Annotated in this window: 24 protein-coding genes and 1 pseudogene; 17 read left to right on the top strand and 8 right to left on the bottom strand. The window is 32.8% G+C overall.

Annotated elements, in window-relative coordinates; all coding sequences use genetic code 11:
* Positions 1-5: 5 nt before the first annotated feature.
* Positions 6-407: a Co2+/Mg2+ efflux protein ApaG gene (apaG, locus tag AAGD70_RS07250; RefSeq protein ID WP_174525404.1), complete on the bottom strand. Its 402-nt coding sequence runs from the start codon at positions 405-407 to the stop codon at positions 6-8.
* A 99-nt stretch (positions 408-506) separates the two neighbouring features.
* Between apaG and AAGD70_RS07255 the strand changes: the two genes are divergently transcribed.
* Positions 507-1,580 carry a 5-(carboxyamino)imidazole ribonucleotide synthase gene (locus AAGD70_RS07255; protein WP_065094629.1) on the top strand — a complete coding sequence of 358 codons (1,074 nt, stop codon included), beginning with the start codon at positions 507-509 and terminating at the stop codon, positions 1,578-1,580.
* On the opposite strand, the gene AAGD70_RS07260 is transcribed toward AAGD70_RS07255, so the two are convergent.
* Complete coding sequence (locus AAGD70_RS07260; RefSeq protein ID WP_281173537.1) at positions 1,572-1,700, bottom strand: hypothetical protein; 129 nt, start codon at positions 1,698-1,700, stop codon at positions 1,572-1,574. The two genes, AAGD70_RS07255 and AAGD70_RS07260, sit on opposite strands and share 9 nt — an antisense overlap.
* Between AAGD70_RS07260 and AAGD70_RS07265 the strand changes: the two genes are divergently transcribed.
* Positions 1,699-1,824, top strand: coding sequence for a hypothetical protein (locus AAGD70_RS07265; RefSeq protein ID WP_281173536.1), 126 nt, complete (start codon positions 1,699-1,701; stop codon positions 1,822-1,824). The genes AAGD70_RS07260 and AAGD70_RS07265 overlap by 2 nt on opposite strands.
* Positions 1,825-2,340: 516 nt before the next feature.
* Here the strand turns inward: AAGD70_RS07265 and ispF are convergent.
* Positions 2,341-3,660: a 2-C-methyl-D-erythritol 2,4-cyclodiphosphate synthase gene (gene ispF, locus AAGD70_RS07270; protein ID WP_065094628.1), complete on the bottom strand. Its 1,320-nt coding sequence runs from the start codon at positions 3,658-3,660 to the stop codon at positions 2,341-2,343.
* A gap of 86 nt (positions 3,661-3,746) precedes the next feature.
* On the opposite strand from ispF, the gene AAGD70_RS07275 reads away from it, so the two are divergent.
* From AAGD70_RS07275 to AAGD70_RS07310, 8 genes are all read left to right on the top strand, one after another.
* Positions 3,747-4,643, top strand: a complete 897-nt coding sequence (locus AAGD70_RS07275; protein ID WP_065094627.1) for an alpha/beta hydrolase — start codon at positions 3,747-3,749, stop codon at positions 4,641-4,643.
* Between the two features lie 49 nt (positions 4,644-4,692).
* On the top strand, positions 4,693-5,766 hold the full coding sequence (locus AAGD70_RS07280) for an AI-2E family transporter (RefSeq protein ID WP_065094626.1): 1,074 nt from the start codon (positions 4,693-4,695) through the stop codon (positions 5,764-5,766).
* 129 nt (positions 5,767-5,895) lie between these two features.
* Positions 5,896-6,531, top strand: a complete 636-nt coding sequence (locus AAGD70_RS07285) for a DnaA ATPase domain-containing protein (RefSeq protein ID WP_065094625.1) — start codon at positions 5,896-5,898, stop codon at positions 6,529-6,531.
* A 205-nt stretch (positions 6,532-6,736) separates the two neighbouring features.
* Complete coding sequence (locus AAGD70_RS07290) at positions 6,737-6,907, top strand: hypothetical protein (RefSeq protein WP_006279319.1); 171 nt, start codon at positions 6,737-6,739, stop codon at positions 6,905-6,907.
* Entirely contained in the window at positions 6,897-7,883 is a 987-nt protein-coding gene (locus AAGD70_RS07295) for a tyrosine recombinase (RefSeq protein WP_065094624.1), read from the top strand. Before AAGD70_RS07290 ends, AAGD70_RS07295 begins: the two co-directional genes overlap by 11 nt.
* Positions 7,884-7,938: 55 nt before the next feature.
* The gene (locus AAGD70_RS07300; RefSeq protein WP_065094623.1) at positions 7,939-8,664 is read left to right on the top strand and encodes a lysophospholipid acyltransferase family protein; all 726 of its coding nucleotides are present in this window, start codon (positions 7,939-7,941) and stop codon (positions 8,662-8,664) included.
* A 51-nt stretch (positions 8,665-8,715) separates the two neighbouring features.
* Positions 8,716-8,985 (top strand): 30S ribosomal protein S20, encoded by a 270-nt coding sequence (gene rpsT / locus AAGD70_RS07305; RefSeq protein ID WP_012673338.1) that lies wholly within the window; start codon positions 8,716-8,718, stop codon positions 8,983-8,985.
* A gap of 80 nt (positions 8,986-9,065) precedes the next feature.
* Entirely contained in the window at positions 9,066-10,316 is a 1,251-nt protein-coding gene (locus AAGD70_RS07310) for a citrate synthase (RefSeq protein ID WP_065095328.1), read from the top strand.
* A 16-nt stretch (positions 10,317-10,332) separates the two neighbouring features.
* Here the strand turns inward: AAGD70_RS07310 and AAGD70_RS07315 are convergent, their stop codons facing one another.
* The 3 genes and pseudogenes from AAGD70_RS07315 to AAGD70_RS07325 all read right to left on the bottom strand — a co-directional run bounded on the left by AAGD70_RS07315 (position 10,333) and on the right by AAGD70_RS07325 (position 12,313).
* Entirely contained in the window at positions 10,333-10,506 is a 174-nt protein-coding gene (locus tag AAGD70_RS07315; RefSeq protein WP_156517996.1) for a hypothetical protein, read from the bottom strand.
* A pseudogene (locus AAGD70_RS07320) lies at positions 10,506-11,624 on the bottom strand (IS4 family transposase). Before AAGD70_RS07320 ends, AAGD70_RS07315 begins: the two are co-directional and overlap by 1 nt.
* A gap of 296 nt (positions 11,625-11,920) precedes the next feature.
* Positions 11,921-12,313: a TraR/DksA family transcriptional regulator gene (locus AAGD70_RS07325; RefSeq protein WP_065095343.1), complete on the bottom strand. Its 393-nt coding sequence runs from the start codon at positions 12,311-12,313 to the stop codon at positions 11,921-11,923.
* A 106-nt stretch (positions 12,314-12,419) separates the two neighbouring features.
* On the opposite strand from AAGD70_RS07325, the gene AAGD70_RS07330 reads away from it, so the two are divergent.
* The gene (locus tag AAGD70_RS07330) at positions 12,420-13,067 is read left to right on the top strand and encodes a heme exporter protein CcmB (protein ID WP_065095344.1); all 648 of its coding nucleotides are present in this window, start codon (positions 12,420-12,422) and stop codon (positions 13,065-13,067) included.
* Between the two features lie 476 nt (positions 13,068-13,543).
* On the opposite strand, the gene trmB is transcribed toward AAGD70_RS07330, so the two are convergent.
* Positions 13,544-14,209, bottom strand: a complete 666-nt coding sequence (gene trmB / locus AAGD70_RS07335) for a tRNA (guanosine(46)-N7)-methyltransferase TrmB (RefSeq protein ID WP_065094748.1) — start codon at positions 14,207-14,209, stop codon at positions 13,544-13,546.
* Between the two features lie 145 nt (positions 14,210-14,354).
* On the opposite strand from trmB, the gene AAGD70_RS07340 reads away from it, so the two are divergent.
* From AAGD70_RS07340 to AAGD70_RS07350, 3 genes are all read left to right on the top strand, one after another.
* Positions 14,355-16,007 (top strand): 30S ribosomal protein S1, encoded by a 1,653-nt coding sequence (locus AAGD70_RS07340; protein ID WP_065094747.1) that lies wholly within the window; start codon positions 14,355-14,357, stop codon positions 16,005-16,007.
* A gap of 29 nt (positions 16,008-16,036) precedes the next feature.
* On the top strand, positions 16,037-16,315 hold the full coding sequence (locus tag AAGD70_RS07345) for an HU family DNA-binding protein (RefSeq protein ID WP_010963035.1): 279 nt from the start codon (positions 16,037-16,039) through the stop codon (positions 16,313-16,315).
* Positions 16,316-16,387: 72 nt separating this feature from the next.
* The gene (locus AAGD70_RS07350) at positions 16,388-16,714 is read left to right on the top strand and encodes a cell division protein ZapA (protein ID WP_065094745.1); all 327 of its coding nucleotides are present in this window, start codon (positions 16,388-16,390) and stop codon (positions 16,712-16,714) included.
* Here the strand turns inward: AAGD70_RS07350 and AAGD70_RS07355 are convergent.
* The gene (locus AAGD70_RS07355) at positions 16,689-16,967 is read right to left on the bottom strand and encodes a succinate dehydrogenase assembly factor 2 (protein ID WP_006279484.1); all 279 of its coding nucleotides are present in this window, start codon (positions 16,965-16,967) and stop codon (positions 16,689-16,691) included. The genes AAGD70_RS07350 and AAGD70_RS07355 overlap by 26 nt on opposite strands.
* Before the next feature lie 99 nt (positions 16,968-17,066).
* On the opposite strand from AAGD70_RS07355, the gene rseP reads away from it, so the two are divergent.
* From rseP to AAGD70_RS07370, 3 genes are read left to right on the top strand one after another with little or no spacing between them, the layout of a single operon-like run.
* Entirely contained in the window at positions 17,067-18,185 is a 1,119-nt protein-coding gene (gene rseP / locus AAGD70_RS07360; protein WP_065094744.1) for an RIP metalloprotease RseP, read from the top strand.
* A gap of 7 nt (positions 18,186-18,192) precedes the next feature.
* A complete protein-coding gene (bamA, locus tag AAGD70_RS07365) occupies positions 18,193-20,529 on the top strand; it encodes an outer membrane protein assembly factor BamA (protein WP_065094750.1) in 2,337 nt (778 codons plus the stop codon).
* The gene (locus AAGD70_RS07370; RefSeq protein WP_065094743.1) at positions 20,530-21,081 is read left to right on the top strand and encodes an OmpH family outer membrane protein; all 552 of its coding nucleotides are present in this window, start codon (positions 20,530-20,532) and stop codon (positions 21,079-21,081) included.
* Position 21,082 lies beyond the last annotated feature (1 nt).

Below are 21,082 nucleotides of genomic sequence, written 5' to 3' on the forward strand. Positions count from 1 at the left end.
GATAGTTAATGGGGTCTAGTTTTGACGTATGGACTATCCAAAGAAAAGGGTGGTATCATAACCTCAAAAATTTTTATGCTTTCTTCATTCAGAAATTCATACTTACCCTGCATTATTCCTGACGGTGCATTTAAGTATGTTCCACTTGTGTATTTAAATACCTCTCCAGATTTTATCACAGGTTGTTCTCCGATAACACCAACTCCGGCAATTTCATTTATTTTTCCCTTATAATCTATTATTTGCCAATGACGACTTAATAATTGAATAGTTGATTGGCTTTTGTTTTTTATCTTAACGTTATACATCCATACATAGCAATTTTCATAAGGAATGGATTGCTCTTCAATATAAATTGGTAAAACTGTAACTTCAACAAAGTTGGTAGTTAGTGTGTATTCTAGAATCATTATAGAATATTCATGATAAAAAGATAACATTCTAATTATATACTTTTTTCATAGATTTTTCAAGTATACTCTAATTAGGAAATATCAATTTATAGTATGAATGAACCAGATGCGCTGAGCAAAAAAGTAATAGGAATAATAGGTGGTGGACAATTAGGTAAAATGGCTGCTATCGCTGCAACAAAACTTGGACAAAAAACACATGTTTTTGCCAGTGCTAAGGACGATCCGGCTTGCTCTGTTGCTGATGATTTCACAATAGCAGATTTCTCTGATAAGAAAGCGCTTGAATCTTTTGCACAGAGTGTGGATTTGGTCACTATTGAGTCTGAAAATATTCCATGTAGCGCAATTGATATCGTATCACAGCACGCAGATTTTTATCCAGGTAAAAAAGCATTACACATTGCGCAAAATAGGCTTAGAGAGAAAGATTTCATTAGAAGCTTGAGTATAAAAACTGCTGAATACAAAAGTATACAAAATTATAATGAGCTACTGAAAAGCAGCAGAGCTTTTGGCTATCCAACAAGACTGAAAACAACAGAAATGGGTTATGATGGAAAAGGGCAATATGTGCTTAAGAATGATTCTGAAGTGAAGCAATTTGCTTCCTTTGATTGGAATACAGAGTACATTCTTGAAGCAAGTGTTGATTTACTGAAAGAGGTTTCAATAGTCGTTGCAAGAGATAAAAACGGTAAAGTAGCTTTTTTTCCTATAGCAGAAAATTACCACGTTGATGGAATACTTGATACTTCAACAGTGCCAGCTAAAATAGATAGCAAATTAACTCAAGAGGTACAACGAGCTGCAAAGAAAATAGCAAATGCGCTCGATGTAATAGGAATTCTGGCTATTGAATTTTTTGTTACTAAGGATAACGAATTGTTAGTTAATGAACTAGCTCCAAGACCTCACAATTCTTGCCACTGGAGCTTGGATGCATGTAACGTTAGTCAATTTGAACAGCTGGTTAGGATAATATGCGGGCTACCTATGCAGGAAGTAGTATTACGCTTTCCTTGTATGACGAAAAATATAATAGGTAATGATATATATGATTCTCATAAGTATTTGAGCAACGAAAAAGCTAGTTTAACCATATATGGGAAAAAAGAGGTTAGGGATAAGCGTAAAATGGGACATGTCAATATAGATTTAAGTTAACAGTTTTTCTACGTTATACCGCCACAACTGTACGAACATTGTGATATGATGAGATGTTACATAGTAAACGATGTCATGAAAGTAGCTGATACTGGAATTCAGAAAAAAGGATGATGTCATGCAAGTAGCCTCCTGTCATCCCAGTGCCCAGACACTGGGATCCAGAAAAAAGAATGGTGTCATCCAAGTAGCTGACACTGGTTCACTCTATAATAGCAGTGCCCCTATAATGTCATCCGAGTAGCCTGACTACTTGGATCCAGGAATTTTATTAAGTTGGTAAGCATAAAAGTGGCTGATCTTATGTTAAAACACAACGTTCTTGATGAGATTACAGCAAGGCTGGATTCCAGCGTCAGCTACTTGAATGACAGCAGTCCTACGTCATGCCGCCGCGGTATCTCTAGATCCCGCTAACAAGTAGCGGGATGACGATTGTCGTTTAGCCATAAATATTAAGAAATTTACTAAGCAGGAAAAAAGGCAAAGAAACCCCGTAGTAGCTAGCATTCAAATTCTCCCTTGTCAATTTGACGTTTTTTGCTGTCTTAAACGCTTTGTAAGCGCGTTTCGGCTTATATAGGTAAAAACCTAAAAATTTTTAAAGACATGCGATGCACGTAGTGCGAAAAATTAAACATGAGACACCAAATACCCTAAGTTTTTTGTCATTAACCTGCACAGATTGCGAAGATAAATAAATAGCTTCAGTTTCATGATAAGGGGACTGGCGAAGGGTGTCAAGTAAGTTTTTTCGTTTCTATTCCCAATAAAAGTTTGTATGCAATAACACAGAAGCATGTACGGCTATTCCTTCATTTCTTCCAAGAGAACCTAATTTTTCTGCAGTGGTTGCTTTGATATTTACAAATTCATCATCAATTTCTAATGCTTTTGATATGAATTTTTTCATTTCTACCTTGTAAGGCGATATTTTAGGCTCCTCACAAACTATAGTAATATCTAAATTAGATACGCTGTACCCTTTTTCTTTTGCTTTTTTAGCAGCAAAGTCAAGGAAGTGAGATGAATTGCAATCTTTCCATTCAGAGGAACTAGGAGGAAAATGCTCTCCTATGTCGCCACATCCTAGTGCTCCGAGTATTGCATCAACGATTGCGTGTATTGCAACATCACCATCTGAATGTGCTCCTATTACCATGTTGTGCTCAATTTCTACACTGCAAATCTTTATAAGGCACTTAGTGCTATCTTGAATTTTTATAAATCTGTGTATGTCATAACCAGTGCCGACACGAAATTTTGGCTCTTCAAAAAGGAGTTTTGCCATATTGATATCCTCTTTTGTGGTTAACTTAAAATTGCTTTTTTCACCTTTAATAATCGCAACATGTTTTTTATGCTCTATCATTAGTGATGAATCATCAGTAAATTCTTTGGTTGATTGGTGACATGATAATAGTTCTTTAAAGTTAAAAATTTGAGGAGTTTGTATGGCTCTGAGTTTTCCTCTTGAAATCGTAGATTCAACAAAATTATTACTCACCAATGACATAGTATCTTCAACATCTATTGCTGGAACTACTCCTATATATTGATCATTAATCATAGATTCAACCAAGTTATCTATCAGAACATTTGACACAAAAGGTCTACAAGCATCGTGTATAATTACAAAATCTGGGTTAACTTTTTGTAAGCTTTCAAGCCCTAGTTTAACTGAATTTTGCCTGCTTTCTCCTCCGTATATTGGACTTAGTAATTTAGTGTCTACACCTCCTGTCATCCAAGTAGCTTGACTACTTGTTTCTTTTTTTCTAGATTTCAGCGTCACGCGCTGGAAGGAGTGTACCGCTGATTTTTCACTTAAGTAATGGTTGTACAAGAGCTCCATCGCTTCCCTATAAAAACTTTCATGGTCTCTATTAATTGCTATTCTTATATAATCTATATATTGGTTAGCTAAAAATTTTCTAATTGTATGAAATAAAACAGATTTACCTGCCAGTTTTATATATTGCTTAGGAAGCGTAGAATTGCATCTACTGCCTACTCCCGCTGCAACTATTAATGCTGCTATTTTGTATTTCTTAAGTCTGTTAGTGTGCATATTTATCATTTTCAGCGTAAGTGTATAGTAACAGGTTATTTACAGTTTTAAAAAAAGAGTGTATTATCTTAATGAAGATATAATACGATGCTAGAATGCACATTACTAAGTGTAATAAAGAAAATGAGATACACCTTATATTCTTTCATGGAATAGGGGATAACTATAAAAGTGCTTACAATTATGTACAAGATTTAAAAGTATTGAATAATAGCCATGCACATAAATATCCAAGCGCATTTCAGAACTACATAACTTATGCTGCAGTTAGCTTTTTGTTCCTCGTGGCATCTGTACCAGTGCCCATTGCAATATTACTACTTATAAGCCCCATAACAGCTGGAGTAGTTGGTTTAGCAAGCTTAGCTGCTTTAATTTGCATTTTTTTATCCGTAATGCTTATTGTTATTCCCTTTATAAATAGAGATCAAAGTTTGCTTAAGCCCTCGATAGAAAAAATCAATGAATTAATGGACAAGGATGTGAGGCCTGAAAACATTATACTTTTTGGCCATTCCTTTGGAGGAGCAGTTACATCGGCAGTTTTGAAGCACTTTGCAGACAAAAACGTTAAACTTGGAGGTGTTATTTTTACTAGCACTTTCAGCTCTTTTCATACAGCAATAGAGCATTTTCCGATCCCTCAAGCAAAAATTTTAAGTATGTTGCCCCCATCCATTTTTAAAAAATTGCTAAAGGCTTTAGATCTAGATTTTGATTTAGTGAACGATATACGAAAGTTGCAAGATGAGGGAAAATTGAATATGCCAATAATAGTTATTAATAGCAAAGGAGATCACTTAATACCACAACCTGCACAATTGGTGCACGCAATAGAAAATGATGTATTGCTACGTGGAAAATTGATCAAGACTGTTAATTCGAAAAGGTGTGAAGATGATCCACATAACGAAGTTTTATTCAGTCAAGAATTGGGTAAAAATTTGACTGATCTAATACTTAATAAAATTGATAAAACAATGAATAGATAGTATTTACAATAAACTGTATATTTTTCAGTAAATTGACTATGCTAAAAGCATGCAAAAACGTCATATAACTATTTGTTTTACACTGCTTTTTATAATAGGGATGTTATTCCTGATGCGTCCTATGATTTTTCCATGTTTAATATCTATTGTTATTGCATATTTGTTTAATCCGCTAGTAGTCAAATTTGAAAAGTATAGAATACCGCGTTCATGTTCTGTAATTTTTATAATACTTGTTTTATTAATAGCTTTTATACTAGTTATAACATTTGTTTTACCTATTATATATGTTCAAATTACTTCAATATTAAATTTCTTAGTGAGTAAAGTGCCTTCATTAAAGCTTAAAGTAATCCCCTCTGTATTAGAATTTCTTAATATAAAAATCGAGGATAGCTTATTTGATCACTTATCTAAAAATCTAGCAGAAAATTACAGCAACTATGTATCTTATTTCATGAATGCTCTTGATATTGCTAGTAACTTTATAATCCAAGTGTTAAGTTCAAGCTTTAGCTTGATTCACACAGTATCATTAATGGTGATTACTCCTGTAGTGTTTTTCTATATATTACGTGATTGGCCTTTAATTATAGAAAAAGCTAATAAATTAATTCCTATTCCTTATAGAGAAAAAGTTGCAAATTATTTTTCCAAAGTGGATTTCATTATATCTAATTATCTAAAGGGGCAGGTAAATGTATGTATTGTCATGATGGTCTTTTACTCTGTGAGCCTGAGCATAATCGGATTGAAACACTCTATTGTTATTGGAATTTTATCAGGAATATTAACATTCATACCTTACGTAGGGCCACTATTATATACCATTATTGGGTTCTTGAGCGCTATCACTCAATTTAGTGGATGGTTTGAAAGTGCTGCTGTTTTGCTATTATTTGGTGTTGGACAATTAATAGATTCAAACATATTAGTTCCTTTATTAATAGGAAAAAAAGTTCATATACATCCAACTGTAATTATTCTGGGAATTACTATATGCGCTTCATATTTTGGATTTACAGGTATATTACTTTTTATTCCAATAATAGCAATGTTCAATGTATCAGTAGAATATGCAATCAATAAATATTTTAAAAGTGAGCTTTATAAAAACGGCTAACAGACCTTTTGCATAATCAATTTATGGTAAGAGGAGAAATGAGCCCAGAATACCTGAGATATTTGAGGAGCGTAAGTAAATTTCTGCGCAAAAATTACTACCAGAAAGAGGTTACGTAAGAGGTTCAACGTGCAATTAAATTTATTTAACAACAATCAAGATGATTATAGTCGGCAAAATTACATCGTCTTAGATGAAAATAAGCACGTGTATAATTCGGTAGTTAATGATTTATCTTGGAAATGTCTGATTCTTTTTGGACCTAAAAGCTCCGGTAAAACTCATCTTGCTCATATTTGGCAATCAATAAACGATGCAATTTTTATCAATGTGAATAACTTCGTAAGCGAGATTAGGTATAGCGATGCTTTTATTTTAGAAGACGTACAAAACATTAAAGATGAAGCAATGTTATTACATTGTTACAATTACATGAAAGAAAGTGACAAGAGGCTGCTAATCACTTCTTCAATTTCACCAAAAAAGCTTAACTTCAAATTAAGAGATTTAAGTTCTCGAATATTATCAACTATCAGCGTAAAAATTTTGCCTGCAAGCGAGGAATTATTAAGAATTATGCTAATAAAACGATTTTCAGATAAACAGTTAAAAATTGATTTAAAAGTGATTAATTATATTTTAGCAAGAATAGAACGTTCTTTCTATAGCATTGATAAAATTATAGAGAAGATAGATAATGAATCTATAGGGTCGAATGTGACCGTTCCTTTTATTAGCACTTTATTAAAAAAAGATGCCATTTGATTTCTTCTTTTGTAAAGGTGTATATTAAAAATTTATTAACACCCATAACACTAACGTAATTGAAATCTCTATCTGTCCATGTTAGAATCATAATCAATGTTATGTTATAATAAATATAGATAGATACAGCTAAGAAGTATTCTATATTTATAGTAGAGCTCACTTTATAAGGTGTTTTTTATAGATTTAACGTTATAATTTAACTATGATAAGAGTAAGATTAAATTTAAGAAAAAGGTTAAAGCAAAAGTTTGTGATGTTCACTCTATTGATAAATGCTTTATTTGTCTCATATTTTCTCATAAGAAACACAGGGAACACTTCTAATCAAATTATAGCCAAAGAAATAAATATAGGAGCTGATAATGAAAAATAAACAGTCGCAAAATAAAAAAGAAAATCTTTACATAACATATTACATAGATGCTTTAGCTTCAGAGAGGTCCGCTACACAAAATACTCTGGAAAGTTATCGTTCGGATTTACACCAGTTTGAAGAATTTTTATTGGAAAGCGGCACTACCTTGGTTGGTGTAAACAAAACCAATATTAAAGATTATGTGAAATCTTTATGTACACAAGAAAAATATAAAAGTAGCTCTATATCAAGAAAAATATCCGCTATGAAAAATTTTTACAAGTGTCTATTTAATGACGGAATAATAGATTTTAATCCAGCACCGGCTAATGATGCTGAATTAAAGAATCCAAAAGTTTCTCGTCCTTTGCCTAAGTATTTAAGTGTCGAAGAAATATTTTTGCTAATGGACGCAGTGAGAAAATCAGCAAGCGAATCGAATAAAGAGATAAGCAGTAAAAGGCTATGTGCGATTTTAGATATCCTTTACTCTTCTGGAATGCGTGTTTCTGAACTAATTAGTATGAAATTATGTGAAGTGTCGCATTTAATAAACAGTAATAACAAAGAATGCTATATAATAATAAAAGGAAAAAGTGGTAGAGAGAGGCAAATTCTTTTTAATGAACAAGCATTGCAGAGCCTTAGAAATTATTTATCAGTTCGTGACAATCTGCTCTCTAACAGAAAGGAGTCTGATTGGCTATTCCCAGGTGATAAACCTAATAAACCAATTACAAGGCAGAGGGTCGGTCAATTAATGAAGGAGTTAGCAAGAAAATGCAATATTGATGAAAATAAAATCTCTCCACACGTGATTAGGCATTCTTTTGCTACCCATCTACTAAATAGCGGAGCAAATATTGTGTTGATACAGAAAGTTCTTGGCCATACTAACCTTTCTACAACACAAATATATACTCATATTGCTAACGAAAAGTTAAAGGACAAATTAGCTGATTCGCATCCTATTACTCAGATGATCAATAATTAAATTTATTGTTTTTAATTTGTAATAAAGTTAAATTTAAATAAATTTATGTGAGTTTGTGATTTCAAGTTTATTGTTTAATTTCTTTCTTATATTATGGGAGGTATTCTATACTTTCATTACTCTCCCTGTAATTTTCTTTTCTGAGTGTGTAATAACCATTTTCCTCGTCTGTTCGGTGAGAGTTGTATTATTCATGCTGCGTTTATTATGTGGCATTAAATATGAAGTGAGGGGAACGGAAAACATCCCTAAGCAACCTTTTATCATTGCATCTAAACACCAATCTCCATTTGAAACATTTATTTTTATACTACTATTTAGAAAAGCGGTTTTTATTTTAAAACGTGAATTGAAATGGATTCCATTCATTGGTTTGCATCTTATAGCGCTGAAAATGATTTTTATTAACCGTTCAGATGGTATCAGTTCTATACGCCATATAATCAAACTAGCAAAAATGCGTATAAAAGAAAATAGAAGCATAATAATATTTCCTGAAGGTACAAGAACAACTATAAACCAAAATATAAAATATCAACCAGGTATTGCTGCTTTATATAGCGTATTATCTGTTCCTGTGTTACCGGTTGCTTTAAACACTGGTTTGTTTTGGCCAAAAAGCATACTTTCTCTGAGAAAGAATCCCGGAAAGGCAGTAATAGAAATATTGCCCCCAATATATCCTGGGTTAAACAAAAATGAATTCTTGCAAAGTTTAGAAAAAATTATTGAAGAGAGAAGCAGTAGATTAACCATAGGAAAAACTGATATTGCAAATTAACAAAAAAACTTTATAATTAAAAGAAAAGTACAGTATTTTAGGTATTAATATATGGCAAATCATAAGAGTGCTAAAAAAATGATAAAGGTAATAGCAAAGCGCACTTTAATAAATAAGATGCGGAAAAGTAAAACTCGCACCTCTATTAGAAAATTGGTTGATATAATCAAGTCTGGCGACAAAGAAAATGTTGTTCTGGCATTTCGGAATGCTGAATCTAATTTACACAAGTGTGTGAATAAAGGTGTTATTCATAGGAATACTGCTGCGCGTAAAATAAGTCGCTTAAATGCAAAAGTAAAAGCATTGATGACCGCTTAATACGGTTAATGTAAAGTTAACTGTATTAATATATACTCTTCAGTTTGTATATTCTGTATAAAATTTAAGTAGCTTAAGTGATGGATAAAAAAGTGCTATTAGAACTAAGTAATGGATTAAAAATCGAGCTACCTGTATTAAGTGGAACAATAGGTCCTGACGTGTTAAATATCAAGGATTTATATAAGACGACAGGATTATTCACTTATGATCCGGGGTTTGTTTCTACAGCTTCATGCTCTTCCACAATTACATTCATTGATGGAGATGAAGGAGTTCTTAAATATAGGGGACATGATATAGCTGATTTGGCAGAGAATAATAGTTTTACTGCTGTGATTTATTTATTGCTCTATGGTGAATTACCCAGTTCAGAGCAACACAAAAAATTTCTTCTCAAAATACAAAAATTATCCAAAGTATCAGAGCAAGTTACAAATGTAATCAAAGCATTTCCAAAGACTGCTCACCCTATGTCGATTTTAATTGCATGTTTTGCAAGTTTGTCAGCATCTTACCATGAAAAGCATGGCAACAATATCAATGGTGAAGATCTAGATTTTGGAATTTCTGCAATAGCACAATTTCCTGCAATTGTTGCAATGATTTATAGGCATATCAACAATCAGGAATTCATAAATGCTAACAATGAATTAAGTTACAGTGAAAATTTCTTAAAGATGATATTTGGCGATGCTGTTGATAATGATAAAAGCGCCCTTTTTGCAAAAGCTCTGGATAAAATATTTACTCTCCATGCTGATCATGAACAGAATGCTTCTACGGCGGCTGTCAGATTGGTGGGATCGGCTGGTTCTAATCTGTTTGCAAGCCTCTCTGCAGGAGTTGCTACACTTTGGGGACCAGCACATGGTGGAGCTAATGAGGCAGTTATAAATATGCTAAAAGAGATAGAGCAAAGTGGAGATATAGATAAATTCATCGAAAAAGCTAAAGATGATAAGGATCCATTTAAATTGATGGGATTTGGACATCGTGTTTATAAAAATTATGATCCGCGCGCGCGCATATTGAAAGACGCTTGCCATGAGGTTCTAAGTAAACTAGAACAAAATAATGAATTGCTCAAAATTGCAAAAAAACTTGAAGAAATAGCTTTAAAGGATGAATATTTTATTGTGCGTAAGTTATATCCAAATGTTGATTTTTACTCAGGTATAATAATGAATGCTATCGATATTCCCTCAAATATGTTCACGCCTATTTTTGCACTTGCAAGAACCACTGGTTGGGTTACTCAGTGGTATGAAATGATAAATGATAAAGAAACTAAGATCTGTAGACCAAGGCAACTCTATTTTGGTAAATAAATTTATTTTCACTTCATTAGACTTCTTGCATAACCCAAACTAAGTAGAAAAAAGGTGTCATCCGAGTAGCTGACACTGGTTCCTTTACGACGGAAGTGTCCAGAGGTGTCATTCCAGTCTGGAATCCAAAAAAAAGGATGGTGTCATTCCGTATCCGTTCAGCCAATGGCGTCAACTTAAGAACTTTCATTAGCAAACTCTCCTAAAGACATGATGGCGTTTAGGCTTATCTACTTTATTGCGGCTGTCCCGGTCGGATTTTAACTTTAGCGCGTATACTTAAAAAGGGCTTGAAAGTTTTTTGGCGCAATAAGTACCTGATAGAGTTTCTGCCTCATTACACCAAATAAAACTGAAAAATTTAAACGATACTCAGTAATTTGATCTGGGTTCCAAGGCCCTTGTGCATCACACATATGAAGCGATAATATATTGCACATGACCAAGTTTGCCCAAAATTCTTGTATACAGCCTCTCCAGAAAAATTCTCTAACTCTGCTCCTACTTTGAGTCGTTTCCTCTATGTGCCACCTTAACACATCAGCTTTGCTCCAAAGTCTCGGTCAAAAGCTCTGTTTCTCAGTTGGCTAATGTCAGCACTATAACTCTTACTTTCTGTCCTTTCATTTTATTTTTTAGCTTTTCATTTTCTAATATAAAATCAAAATCTAATTCGCCAGCGTTCCCATAGCTTACTATAATTTCTTTTTTGCAAGCGAAAAATAAAATCTACTTCCAAATCATAATGCTGCTGAATGAATTTTACTGAAGACGATCATAGATAAATAATAATTTCTCTTGATTTAATAAACGCATTTGAGTGATAACTTCGGGTAATTGCTCTGCCGCCAACGTTTGTTCACCTATATTCCAAGCTGCAAGACGAGCACTACAAATCAGCGAAGTACACAAATCAACAAACAAATTGCCAATGGTGCCTGTTGTTCCATTTGGTTCAAACTCGGATACAATTTCCCCAGAGCTGGGTACCAGAACCATCTGCTGCAATAAGTCTATAGCCTCTCCAACTCAGGTTCATCCTGATAGGCTGTTTGGATGCTTAAATTCTTGAAAGCCTGTATGGCAAATCTTATACCTTGCTTTAGAAAAAGCTTGCTTTGAGGGTACATGTCAATGGCTCCATAAGTTCACATTCTATTCCCAAACTTTTTTTAACTAACTTTAAAATCATAGAAAATACTGTCGAAAAAGCTTGTTCGTGTAAAACTCAACACAATGGATTTTCTGAAAAGTTTTCGAGTATATTATATTTTTAATTTGTAGAATAAGGTTTTTTCCTTTTTGCATATTTCACCTAAAAAGGACACATTTTAGACTTCTTTGTTGAAATAAAACAGAAACAAAAGTGCTGTTTATTGCAGCTTTTGGGTAATTTAATGGTAAAAATTTTAGAGAGAAATTTTATACACAATCTCTGACATTTTTCCTTAAGTTGACGCCATTGTCTGAACGGATACAACTTAATTTTTAATCTGCAGGAGTCAAGTTGAGAATGTCCAATTTTCCACTTTCTTTATAGCATAACATACTTCAGCGCCTCTTGCTCCTCTTGAAGTCCAATGGGCTCACCACTTATGTGTAAATTAATCGTTAATGTTGTACACGTTCTTTTCTTTTTCTACTCTCTCTTGCTCTTCAATACAATATATAGCAAGCGGATTAGCTTTAAGTCTTTCGACTCCTATTTCTTCTCCTGTTCCATCGCAGTAACCATAAGTGCCTAATTTTATTTTTTCTAACGCCTCCTTAATTTTTTCTTTTCTATCTTTTCGACGCTTGATTAATTTCTCGTTTCCACTATCTCCATCAGAATAGTATGTATCAATACTATTCTCTTCTAGTTCTTGTTTCTCCAGCTCAGCGAGTATTGACTGTAACTTTAAGCTGAAGTATTCCAGTTGTTTTACGCTCATATATTCTTCATCTTCTGAAGGAGTGTAATCTTCTGGTGACTTTATTTTTGGTAACTTTTCCATAATTGCATTATCAAAAAAATAATAAAACCTATATAATTTATGAACAAAAAATTATACTACCTCAAAGTAAACACTATAATTTATAATAAACATTTAAAAGCCTAGTATGATCGACTCAGTAAAAAAATTAGTAATAGATGATAAGAACTTTACCTATATAGTATGTATTTTTATCATAATGTTAAGTTTATCTTCATTTACACTTGAAAACAACAATAAACAAGAAGTTATGTTAACATTAACATGGATATGTGCTACATTTGTTTTGCAGATTTCTACAAATAATTTGTTTACATCTGATTATCATGATGGAATATTAGAGCAAATCTTTGTACAGCCACTCTCTTCTAGGCTTATAGTTGCTTATAAAATTTTCGCTCACTGGTTATTATTTGGGTTACCGATTTCAGTAATTTCTTCCATATTCAGCTTTGCAATTCTAGGCAATAGTATTGAACACTCAATAGCAGTTGGAGTGTCTTTATTATTTAATACGCTGATAATCATTAATATTTCAGCTACTGGAAATGCATTGATGATTGGTCAAAACAACTTAGCATCAGGAGTATCGCAAATTCTTGTTTTGCCAATGATAATGCCAACCTTTGTGTATTTTAAAATGCTAACTCAATTTGAAAATTTATCCTTGAATATTTATACACTACTAATCACCATCTTAGTTTTTGTTATTTTGATTGTTAACAGCACCATAACTACTCACATGGCACTAAAATTTGCTGTGGAACAGGATTGAAAAATCTTACTGTTATTCAGTAGACTTCTTGCATAACCTAGAAAAAAGGCAAATAGTTATTATAGATTTAGGTTTATCGACAATTTGAAAAACCTTCATTCCAGCATCCTTCCCTGTCATCCAAGTAGCCCTTCGTTGTCATCCCAGTGTCAAAAACTGGGATAACAGCTAACCTGACAACCGTCATCCCGCTACTTGTTAGCGGCTAAGAGATACCGTGACGGTATGACGGTTCGCGGTGGCATGACGATAAGCCTCATCATCCCGCTACGTGTTAGCGCCGCGGCGGTATGACGATTCGCAGCGGCATGACGAGAAAGGGGCTACTTGGATGATACCTTTTTTCTACTTAGTTTGGGTTATGCAAGAAGTCTATTCCTTCATAAGGAGAAGTAGTTAAAGGAATTTACTCTATTTCTCCCTCTTTTTTTATTATTTTTAATCTATAGTTAACGTAAAAGAGATATGCAAAAACTCTATTGATCCATAGTCTGCAAATTATTAATAACACTTACTTTAAAGAACCTCACTTTACGCTGATCTTTGAGCGCTCTTCTGTGGTATTTTGTAAGAGTATAACTTGTGAAATCGTCTTCCCTATAGATTAAAGAGTTACACTGCTTTATATGTGATGCTATCCACTCTGCATAGTCCTGATGATCGGTTGCAATGAATATTTCCCCTGTTATAAGTATTTTTTTTGCTAATAAATTTAAAAATTCCGTATTAATTAATCGTCTTTTATTGTGACTTCTTTTTGGCCATGGATCTGGAAAGAGAATAAAGAATCTTTCAACACTGTTATCAGGAAAATTTGCAATCAATTCTCTTGCATCTTCTGTCCACATTAAAATATTTTTTATGTTCCGTATTTCTATGTTTGTTAGCAAGCGAGAAACCCCCTTTAAGTAGGGCTCACATCCTATAAATAATAGATCAGGTTCATTGAGCACCTGGTAAAGCATATTTTCACCGTTGCCAAAGCCTATTTCTACCCATATTCTTTTTTGTGAATTTACAATTTTCTCTATAGATTCCTTGCTGTTTTGAATAGAATATTTTTCCAATATTTCATCAACATCAGGTTTTAGCCTGGACCTTCTGGAGAACGATCTAATCCACTTGCTATTCTTAAATAGCATATTCTTGATACATATATAATTTTCTCACTATATTTTATATAGCTTAAACAATTCTCGAAATGAGTTAATGAAAAATTACTTGTCAATAATTGTTAATATTATATAATATATGAGTTCTAATAAAGTTTAAGTTAAAGGTAAAGGTATGAATAATAATAATCCAGTCGTAAATCTACCGGTTACTATCAGAAAGCTATCATCAAACAAATTTATAGAAGAGATATGTCAAGGCCAATTTGAGGATCAAGATAATACCTTGTTTGAAGATTCTTTTGTTAACAAAATTAAAGAAGGAGATGTGGTAGAAGGTGTAATTACAAGAATAAACCCTAACGACGTTGTGGTTGATATTGGTTTAAAATCTGACGGGAGAATTCTGATCAAGGAACTCGGTTGTAATGATGAGGTCATTATTGGCTCGAAAATCAGAGTTTATGTGGAAAGAATTGAAGATTATCATGGTAATGTTGTTCTTAGTCGTGAAAAAGCAATTAGGGACGAAAAATGGAATAAGTTGGAAGAAGATACAGTTACAAGGGCTGAAGTAAGCGGAGTTATTAAACGCTCAATTAAATGTGGCTTTATTGTTGATCTTGGTGACGGAATAAGCGCTTTTTTACCGCTGAGTCATGTGGATTTGAAGCAAGTAAAAGATGCGAAGCACCTTATTGAAACTGAACAAAAGTTCATCGTGCTTAAAATGGATAAGAAGCAGGGCAATATTGTAGTATCAAGAAAGCTGGTGTTAGAAAAATTGCACGCTGGTGAAAAAATTAAATTTTTAGAATCTTTAAATGAAGGCGATATAATAGAAGGGAAAATAAAAAGTATCACTCATTACGGTGTATTTGTCGGTATTCATGAATCAGATGTAGTGGGAGTTATAGATGGATTGTTACATATTACAGATATCTCTTGGAGTAGGGTAAGTCATCCGTCTGCAGTTTTTACTTGTGGTCAGACTATAAAAGTTAAAATTATAAAAATAGACAAGGAAAATGCTAAAATTTCCTTGGGTGTGAAGCAGCTAGAAGATAGCCCTTGGCAAGATGCAGAGTCAAAATATCCAGTTGATAGTGTGCATAAGGGTTATGTAACAAGCATAGAAGATTATGGATTATTTGTTGAGCTTAGACCTGGAATTGAAGGTTTAGTGCACTCGTCGGAAATAACTTGGGTTAAGAGTAATTTACCAGTTAGTAGTCTCGTAACAAGGGGACAAGAAGTATATGTAAAAATTCTCAGTATTGACATTGCTAAGAGTAGGATGAGTTTAAGCATGAAAAGGTGTGTAGACAACCCTTGGCAAGTATTTATCAATAAATATTCTCCTGGTTCTATTGTTTCTGGTGAAGTGAAGAATAATACCGGCTCATATGTATCTGTTGCTTTCGGTGATTCTGAAATAGATGAGAACGTAGAAGGGACAATATATGTGAAAGATTTTAGTTGGTCTAAAAATGGTTCAGATGAGATAAAGAAGTATAATGTAGGTGATAAAATAGAAGCAAAAGTAATAAGGGCTAACGTGAATCGGGCAAGAATTTATCTTGGAATAAAACAAATAGAGTATGATCCTCTTGAAGAACTGATAAAGAAAGTTAAGGTAGGTGATAAAATACAGGTTATTGTAGGTAAGAGAGAAGATAATGGACTAGTCGTTGAAGTTGAGAACGATGTAACCCTTCTAATAGATCAAGAGCATTTACCAGAGAATAAAAAATTCTCTATATCAGAAAAAATAGAAGTTGAAGTATTGGGTGTTGAAGAATATAACATAGCATTATCTGCTAAGTGATAAGGTTTACTTATTTTGGCTTCATATAAATGGCAACAAAGTCTGATATAATAGCGAGGGTAGCAAAAAGACATCCTTTTTTAGATAAGATTGTTATAGCAGCTATAGTTGATAGATTTTTTGGGATACTTTCAAGCACATTGAAACATCATAATAGAGTTGAAATTAGGGGGTTTGGTTCTTTTTCAGTTAGAAGTTATAACTTGAAAGAAACAAGCCATTTAATGTTACAGAAGTTTACAAAGAATCAATACTTTAAAACATATTTTCGTAGCAGTAAAAAATTATCTGATTTGATAAATGAATAAAAATTTATACCATAAATAAGATGAAAGTAGGGGTTTGAGTTTATACTGTACGATAGAAATTTTTAGCACCATATGCAAGTAGTAGAAATAGTTATACGTAATAACACATATAAAATATCTTGCGAAAGTGGGAAGGGGAATCATTTATTACGCCTTGCTAATAGTTTTGACAAGTTAGTTAGTTCTGTATCTCAAAAAACTGGAGGTAAGGGTTCGGATGCATTAAATTTCTTACTTGCAGCACTAATTCTTGAGGATAAAATTTTAGAATTAACAAAGCGATTAGATGAAGTAAATCAAGAGCGCGCAAAGTATAGAAACGAGAAAAGAATAGAATATACTGAGGTACTAGATAAGGTAAATAAGATTATCACTAATCTTGAGTGCATAAAGGATTAGCTTCAATAAAGCAAGCAATTAAATTGACTATCTGACTATTCAAGCCAGGAGGGAGGTTTGTCTTACGAGTTATGTAACAATATAATTCGTAATCATCAAGATCAACTATTTTTTCGTATTCGATTAGTTCGCTTAAGGAAAATTTATCAAGATATTTCAATGCGAAATGCCCTAAAAGTATATCGGTTTCTTTGCAACCCCTATGCCAGCTTCTATATATTAATTTTCTTCTGAGTAGTGAGGTATCTGTCATTACAATTAAACTTTTTTTAATTTAAAAGTTAAACTAAATACTTGTCAAGCGAGGCGCATTTTAATATACTTAACATTTTGTTAAGATCTAAATATACAGGTGGAATTAATTTCTAATCTTATCCATCAATTTAGCGATGGAATATATTATTTTTTATCATTTTCTTTAATAATTTCTGTCATAGTATTCGTGCATGAATATGGGCATTATGTTGTTGCCAAAGCATGCAAAGTTAAAGTTGAATCTTTTTCCATAGGTTTTGGTCCTGAAATTTTTGGTTTTAACGATAAGTCCGGAACTAGATGGAAATTAAGCGTTGTTCCATTGGGTGGTTATGTTAAAATGCTAGGGGACAACAATGCAGCAAGTGTCCCAGCTGATCAACAAAATTTAGCCGAAGAAGAAAAGTTGTATTCATTTCATACAAAACCGCGGCATAAAAAAGCAGCAGTAGTTTTTGCAGGGCCTTTTGCAAATATGGTATTTGCTGTTATAGCTTTTACAATATTTTTTAGCATAGCAGGTTATTATCACACTCCACCGGTGATTAGAAATGTAATCGAAGGTAGTGTAGCTAAGCAAGCTGGTTTGTTGCCAGGTGACACTATTACACAAATCAATGAGCATAAAATAAAATACTTTGAAGATATTTCACGTGTGATAATGTCGAATCCTAAAACAAGAATGGAGATTGAGTATAGCAGAAATAATGAGAAGCACAGGACCAGTTTAACTCCATTAATAATCAAGGACAAAGACGTTTTTGGCAACACAATAGAAAGAGAAACTATAGGGATTATTTCAGTCAATACATTAAAGCAGTCGTCTTTTCTTGGGGCTGTGAGCTTATCAGTAAGTGAAACTTACCACACTATGTGCTTAACGATCAAAGCTCTCTTTCACATTATTGTTGGTAAAAGGAGTATCAATGAAATAGGTGGGCCAATAAAAATCGCAAAGTATTCAGGGCAATCAGCTAAAAAGGGGTTCGTTATGGTTGTGTATTTCATGGCAATTATTTCAGCTAATTTAGCTGCAATTAACTTGCTACCAATTCCGCTACTAGATGGTGGGCATTTATTTCACTATATTATAGAAGCAGTTATACGTCGAGATTTAAGTTTGAAATATCAAAAATATGCAGCTACTTTTGGTGCTTCCATATTGTTCTTGTTGATGGCAGTTGCAATCTCAAATGATATTAGGCATCTTTTTTAAGATACATATGAAAAAGCTATTCCACATACTAATAATAATTTTTATCTCTTTTCCTACTCTACTTGTTGCTTTAGAAAATAAGGAAAAAACGCAGATAAAAGATATCAAATATATTGGTAATGAGCGTGTAAGCAATCAAACAATAGGTTTTTATATAAAATTGGAACCTGGTAATTATGTAAACGACGATGATATAGATTTGATTATAAAAGGTTTATATAAAACAAAGCTATTTGCTAGTGTTAATGCTTACATAGATGATAAAAAAAATTTGGTAATAAAAATTCAAGAAAATCCACTAATTAACAAGATAATATTAAAGGGTAATAAGTTATTTAATAGCAAAGAGTTACTAAATAATGTGATTCAGTCAAAATCACTAACTATTTTCACTGAAACAAAATTGCAAAACGATTTAATGAATTTAATCACTACTTATAGAAATAACGGTAAGGTTGGCGTTAAAATTGAATATGAGTTGGAGAAGCTCGATAGTAATAGGGTCAATCTAATTTTCAAAATAAAAGAAGGCAAAACCTCTAAAATTAAGGATATAAGATTTATAGGCAATAAAAACTTTTCTGAAAATGAGCTAGAGCAAGTTATTAAAAGACATAGTAATGACATATTTAGTAAGTTATTTAGAGCCATTTTTAAAGGCGAAAATCATTATTCACCGCAATATCTATTGATTAACACAGAATTGCTCGATCGTTTTTATTCGTCTAAGGGATATATTCAAAATAATATTCAACCAATTGTTGAGGTTGATAATAACAATCAAACAGAGTTAACTTTTTTGATTGACGAAGGACAGCAGTATTTGTTTGGAAATAATGAGGTTAATATTGAAACTGAAATTCAGGATTTGAGCCTAAAAGAAGAACTATTGGATTTTATAACAGAGGAAAACGATAAGATATTTAATAGAGTTAAAATTAATAATACAGTAGAAAAAATAAACAAATATTTAAATGAAAAAGGATATATATTTGCAAAAGTTAATCCAGAGTATGCACAACGTGACAACGTTGTAGATGTAACCTACAGAGTGCTGCCGGGTAAAAAGATTTATATAAATCAAATTACAATTGATGGTAACGATCGCACTTTAGATAAAGTGATCAGAAGTAAGCTAAGTGTAGCAGAAGGTGATGCGTACAATATATCTGAGATTCAAAAGTCACGTAAAAAACTAATGAGTAGTGATTTTTTTGAAACAGTGAAAGTAAATAGTTACGCAGTTAATGACGATGCAGTAAATCTTGACTTAAATGTAAAAGAAAAAAACACTACTTCGTTGTATTTGGGAGGCGGTGTGTCTCTTCCTGGTGGAGCATTGATTAAAATTGACCTCAAAGACCGTAATTTATTTGGTACTGGAAAAGAGCTCTCTTTTGCTCTCGAAAAAAGTCAATACGTATTTTCTACTGATTTAGAGTTTGTTGAAAATAATTTTAATGATTCTGATACGTCACTAGGTGTAGGCGTATTTTACGAAAAACAAGATAAGCCAAACACTACTTTTGATAGTTGCGATATGGGATTTTTTACAAAGTTATCATATAAAGTCACAGAGAACTTAACTAATTCCCTTCGCTATTCTTATAAGTATAATCATATACACATGGATAATAAGGGTGGACAAGACACCGATATCTCTGAAATAATACTGGACCGAAAAGGTGAACATCAGATTTCATCAGTGGGATACACGTTGGCATATAATAAACTGGATAATCTATATGCCCCAAAAGAAGGGTATTTACTGCGCTTAAGTCAGGATATTTCAGGATTGGGAGGAAACGTGAATTTCCTGAAATCTGAATTCTTATCTTTTTATACGCACCCTATATTAAGCAAAATTGACGATGATATAACGCTACGCTTTAAGATGGCGGCAGGTCATATTTTTTCTTATACCGATGAAGATCTAAACATTGGCCAGCACTTTTTTAAAGGGGGTAATGAGATTAGAGGGTTTGACCTTTCCGGTATTGGACCAAGAGCAGAAGACAAAAATAAAAGCTCACTAGGAGGCAAAACTTATTTTAATTTAACACAGCAAGTAGATTTCCCACTACCAAAACTATATGACTATGCTGGTATCAAAGGCTCATTATTTGTTGACTATGCGACACTTTTCGGCTTAGATGATAAAAATGGGAAATATAAAGATCCATATAATGATAGTAAGCTTATAAGAGTGTCACCAGGTTTTGGCTTTTCAATGCTTTCTCCTTTTGGTAGACTTAGATTGGATTTCGGGTTTCCTTTAGTAAAGGAATCTTATGATATAATACCATCACCAAATGTTAAATTTTCTATTGAAGCGGGGATTTGAATGAAATATATACAGTTATTTATATCAGTTATTGCCTTAATTATTTCCTTATTTGTGGGGTATAAGTTTGTAGGATATCAACCTCAGAACACAAAGGCTGCAATTATCGATAGTGACAAAGTCATCAATGAATCTCTTGCTCTGCAAAATATACAACAACAAATAAAGGAGCAGAATTCTAGATTACAACAAGAATTTGAAAATGAGTTAGAAAAACTTAAGCCATCAAAAGAAGAATTTGACCTTTTGTCAGAAGAAGCAAAAAAGGAAAAGACAGGACAATTTAATAAGCACACTGTAAATACTAGAGATAATTACGCTAAAAAAATGTTACATTTAGAAGAAAGCTATAGAGACGCAGTAGAGAGTGTCTTTAATAAAATAAAAGAAGTTGCTAAAAGAACGGCAGAAAAAAACAACATAGATTTAGTACTATTTATTTCAAAAAAGAATCAAGTTTTATACTCTATGGACGAAGTTGATTTATCAGATGTGGTACTAAAAAATGTAAACAAGGAAATACCTGAATTTGCTTTAAAAGGCATTGAATAGA

Source organism: Wolbachia endosymbiont (group A) of Nomada flava (assembly GCF_964027055.1).
GTDB lineage: Bacteria > Pseudomonadota > Alphaproteobacteria > Rickettsiales > Anaplasmataceae > Wolbachia > Wolbachia pipientis.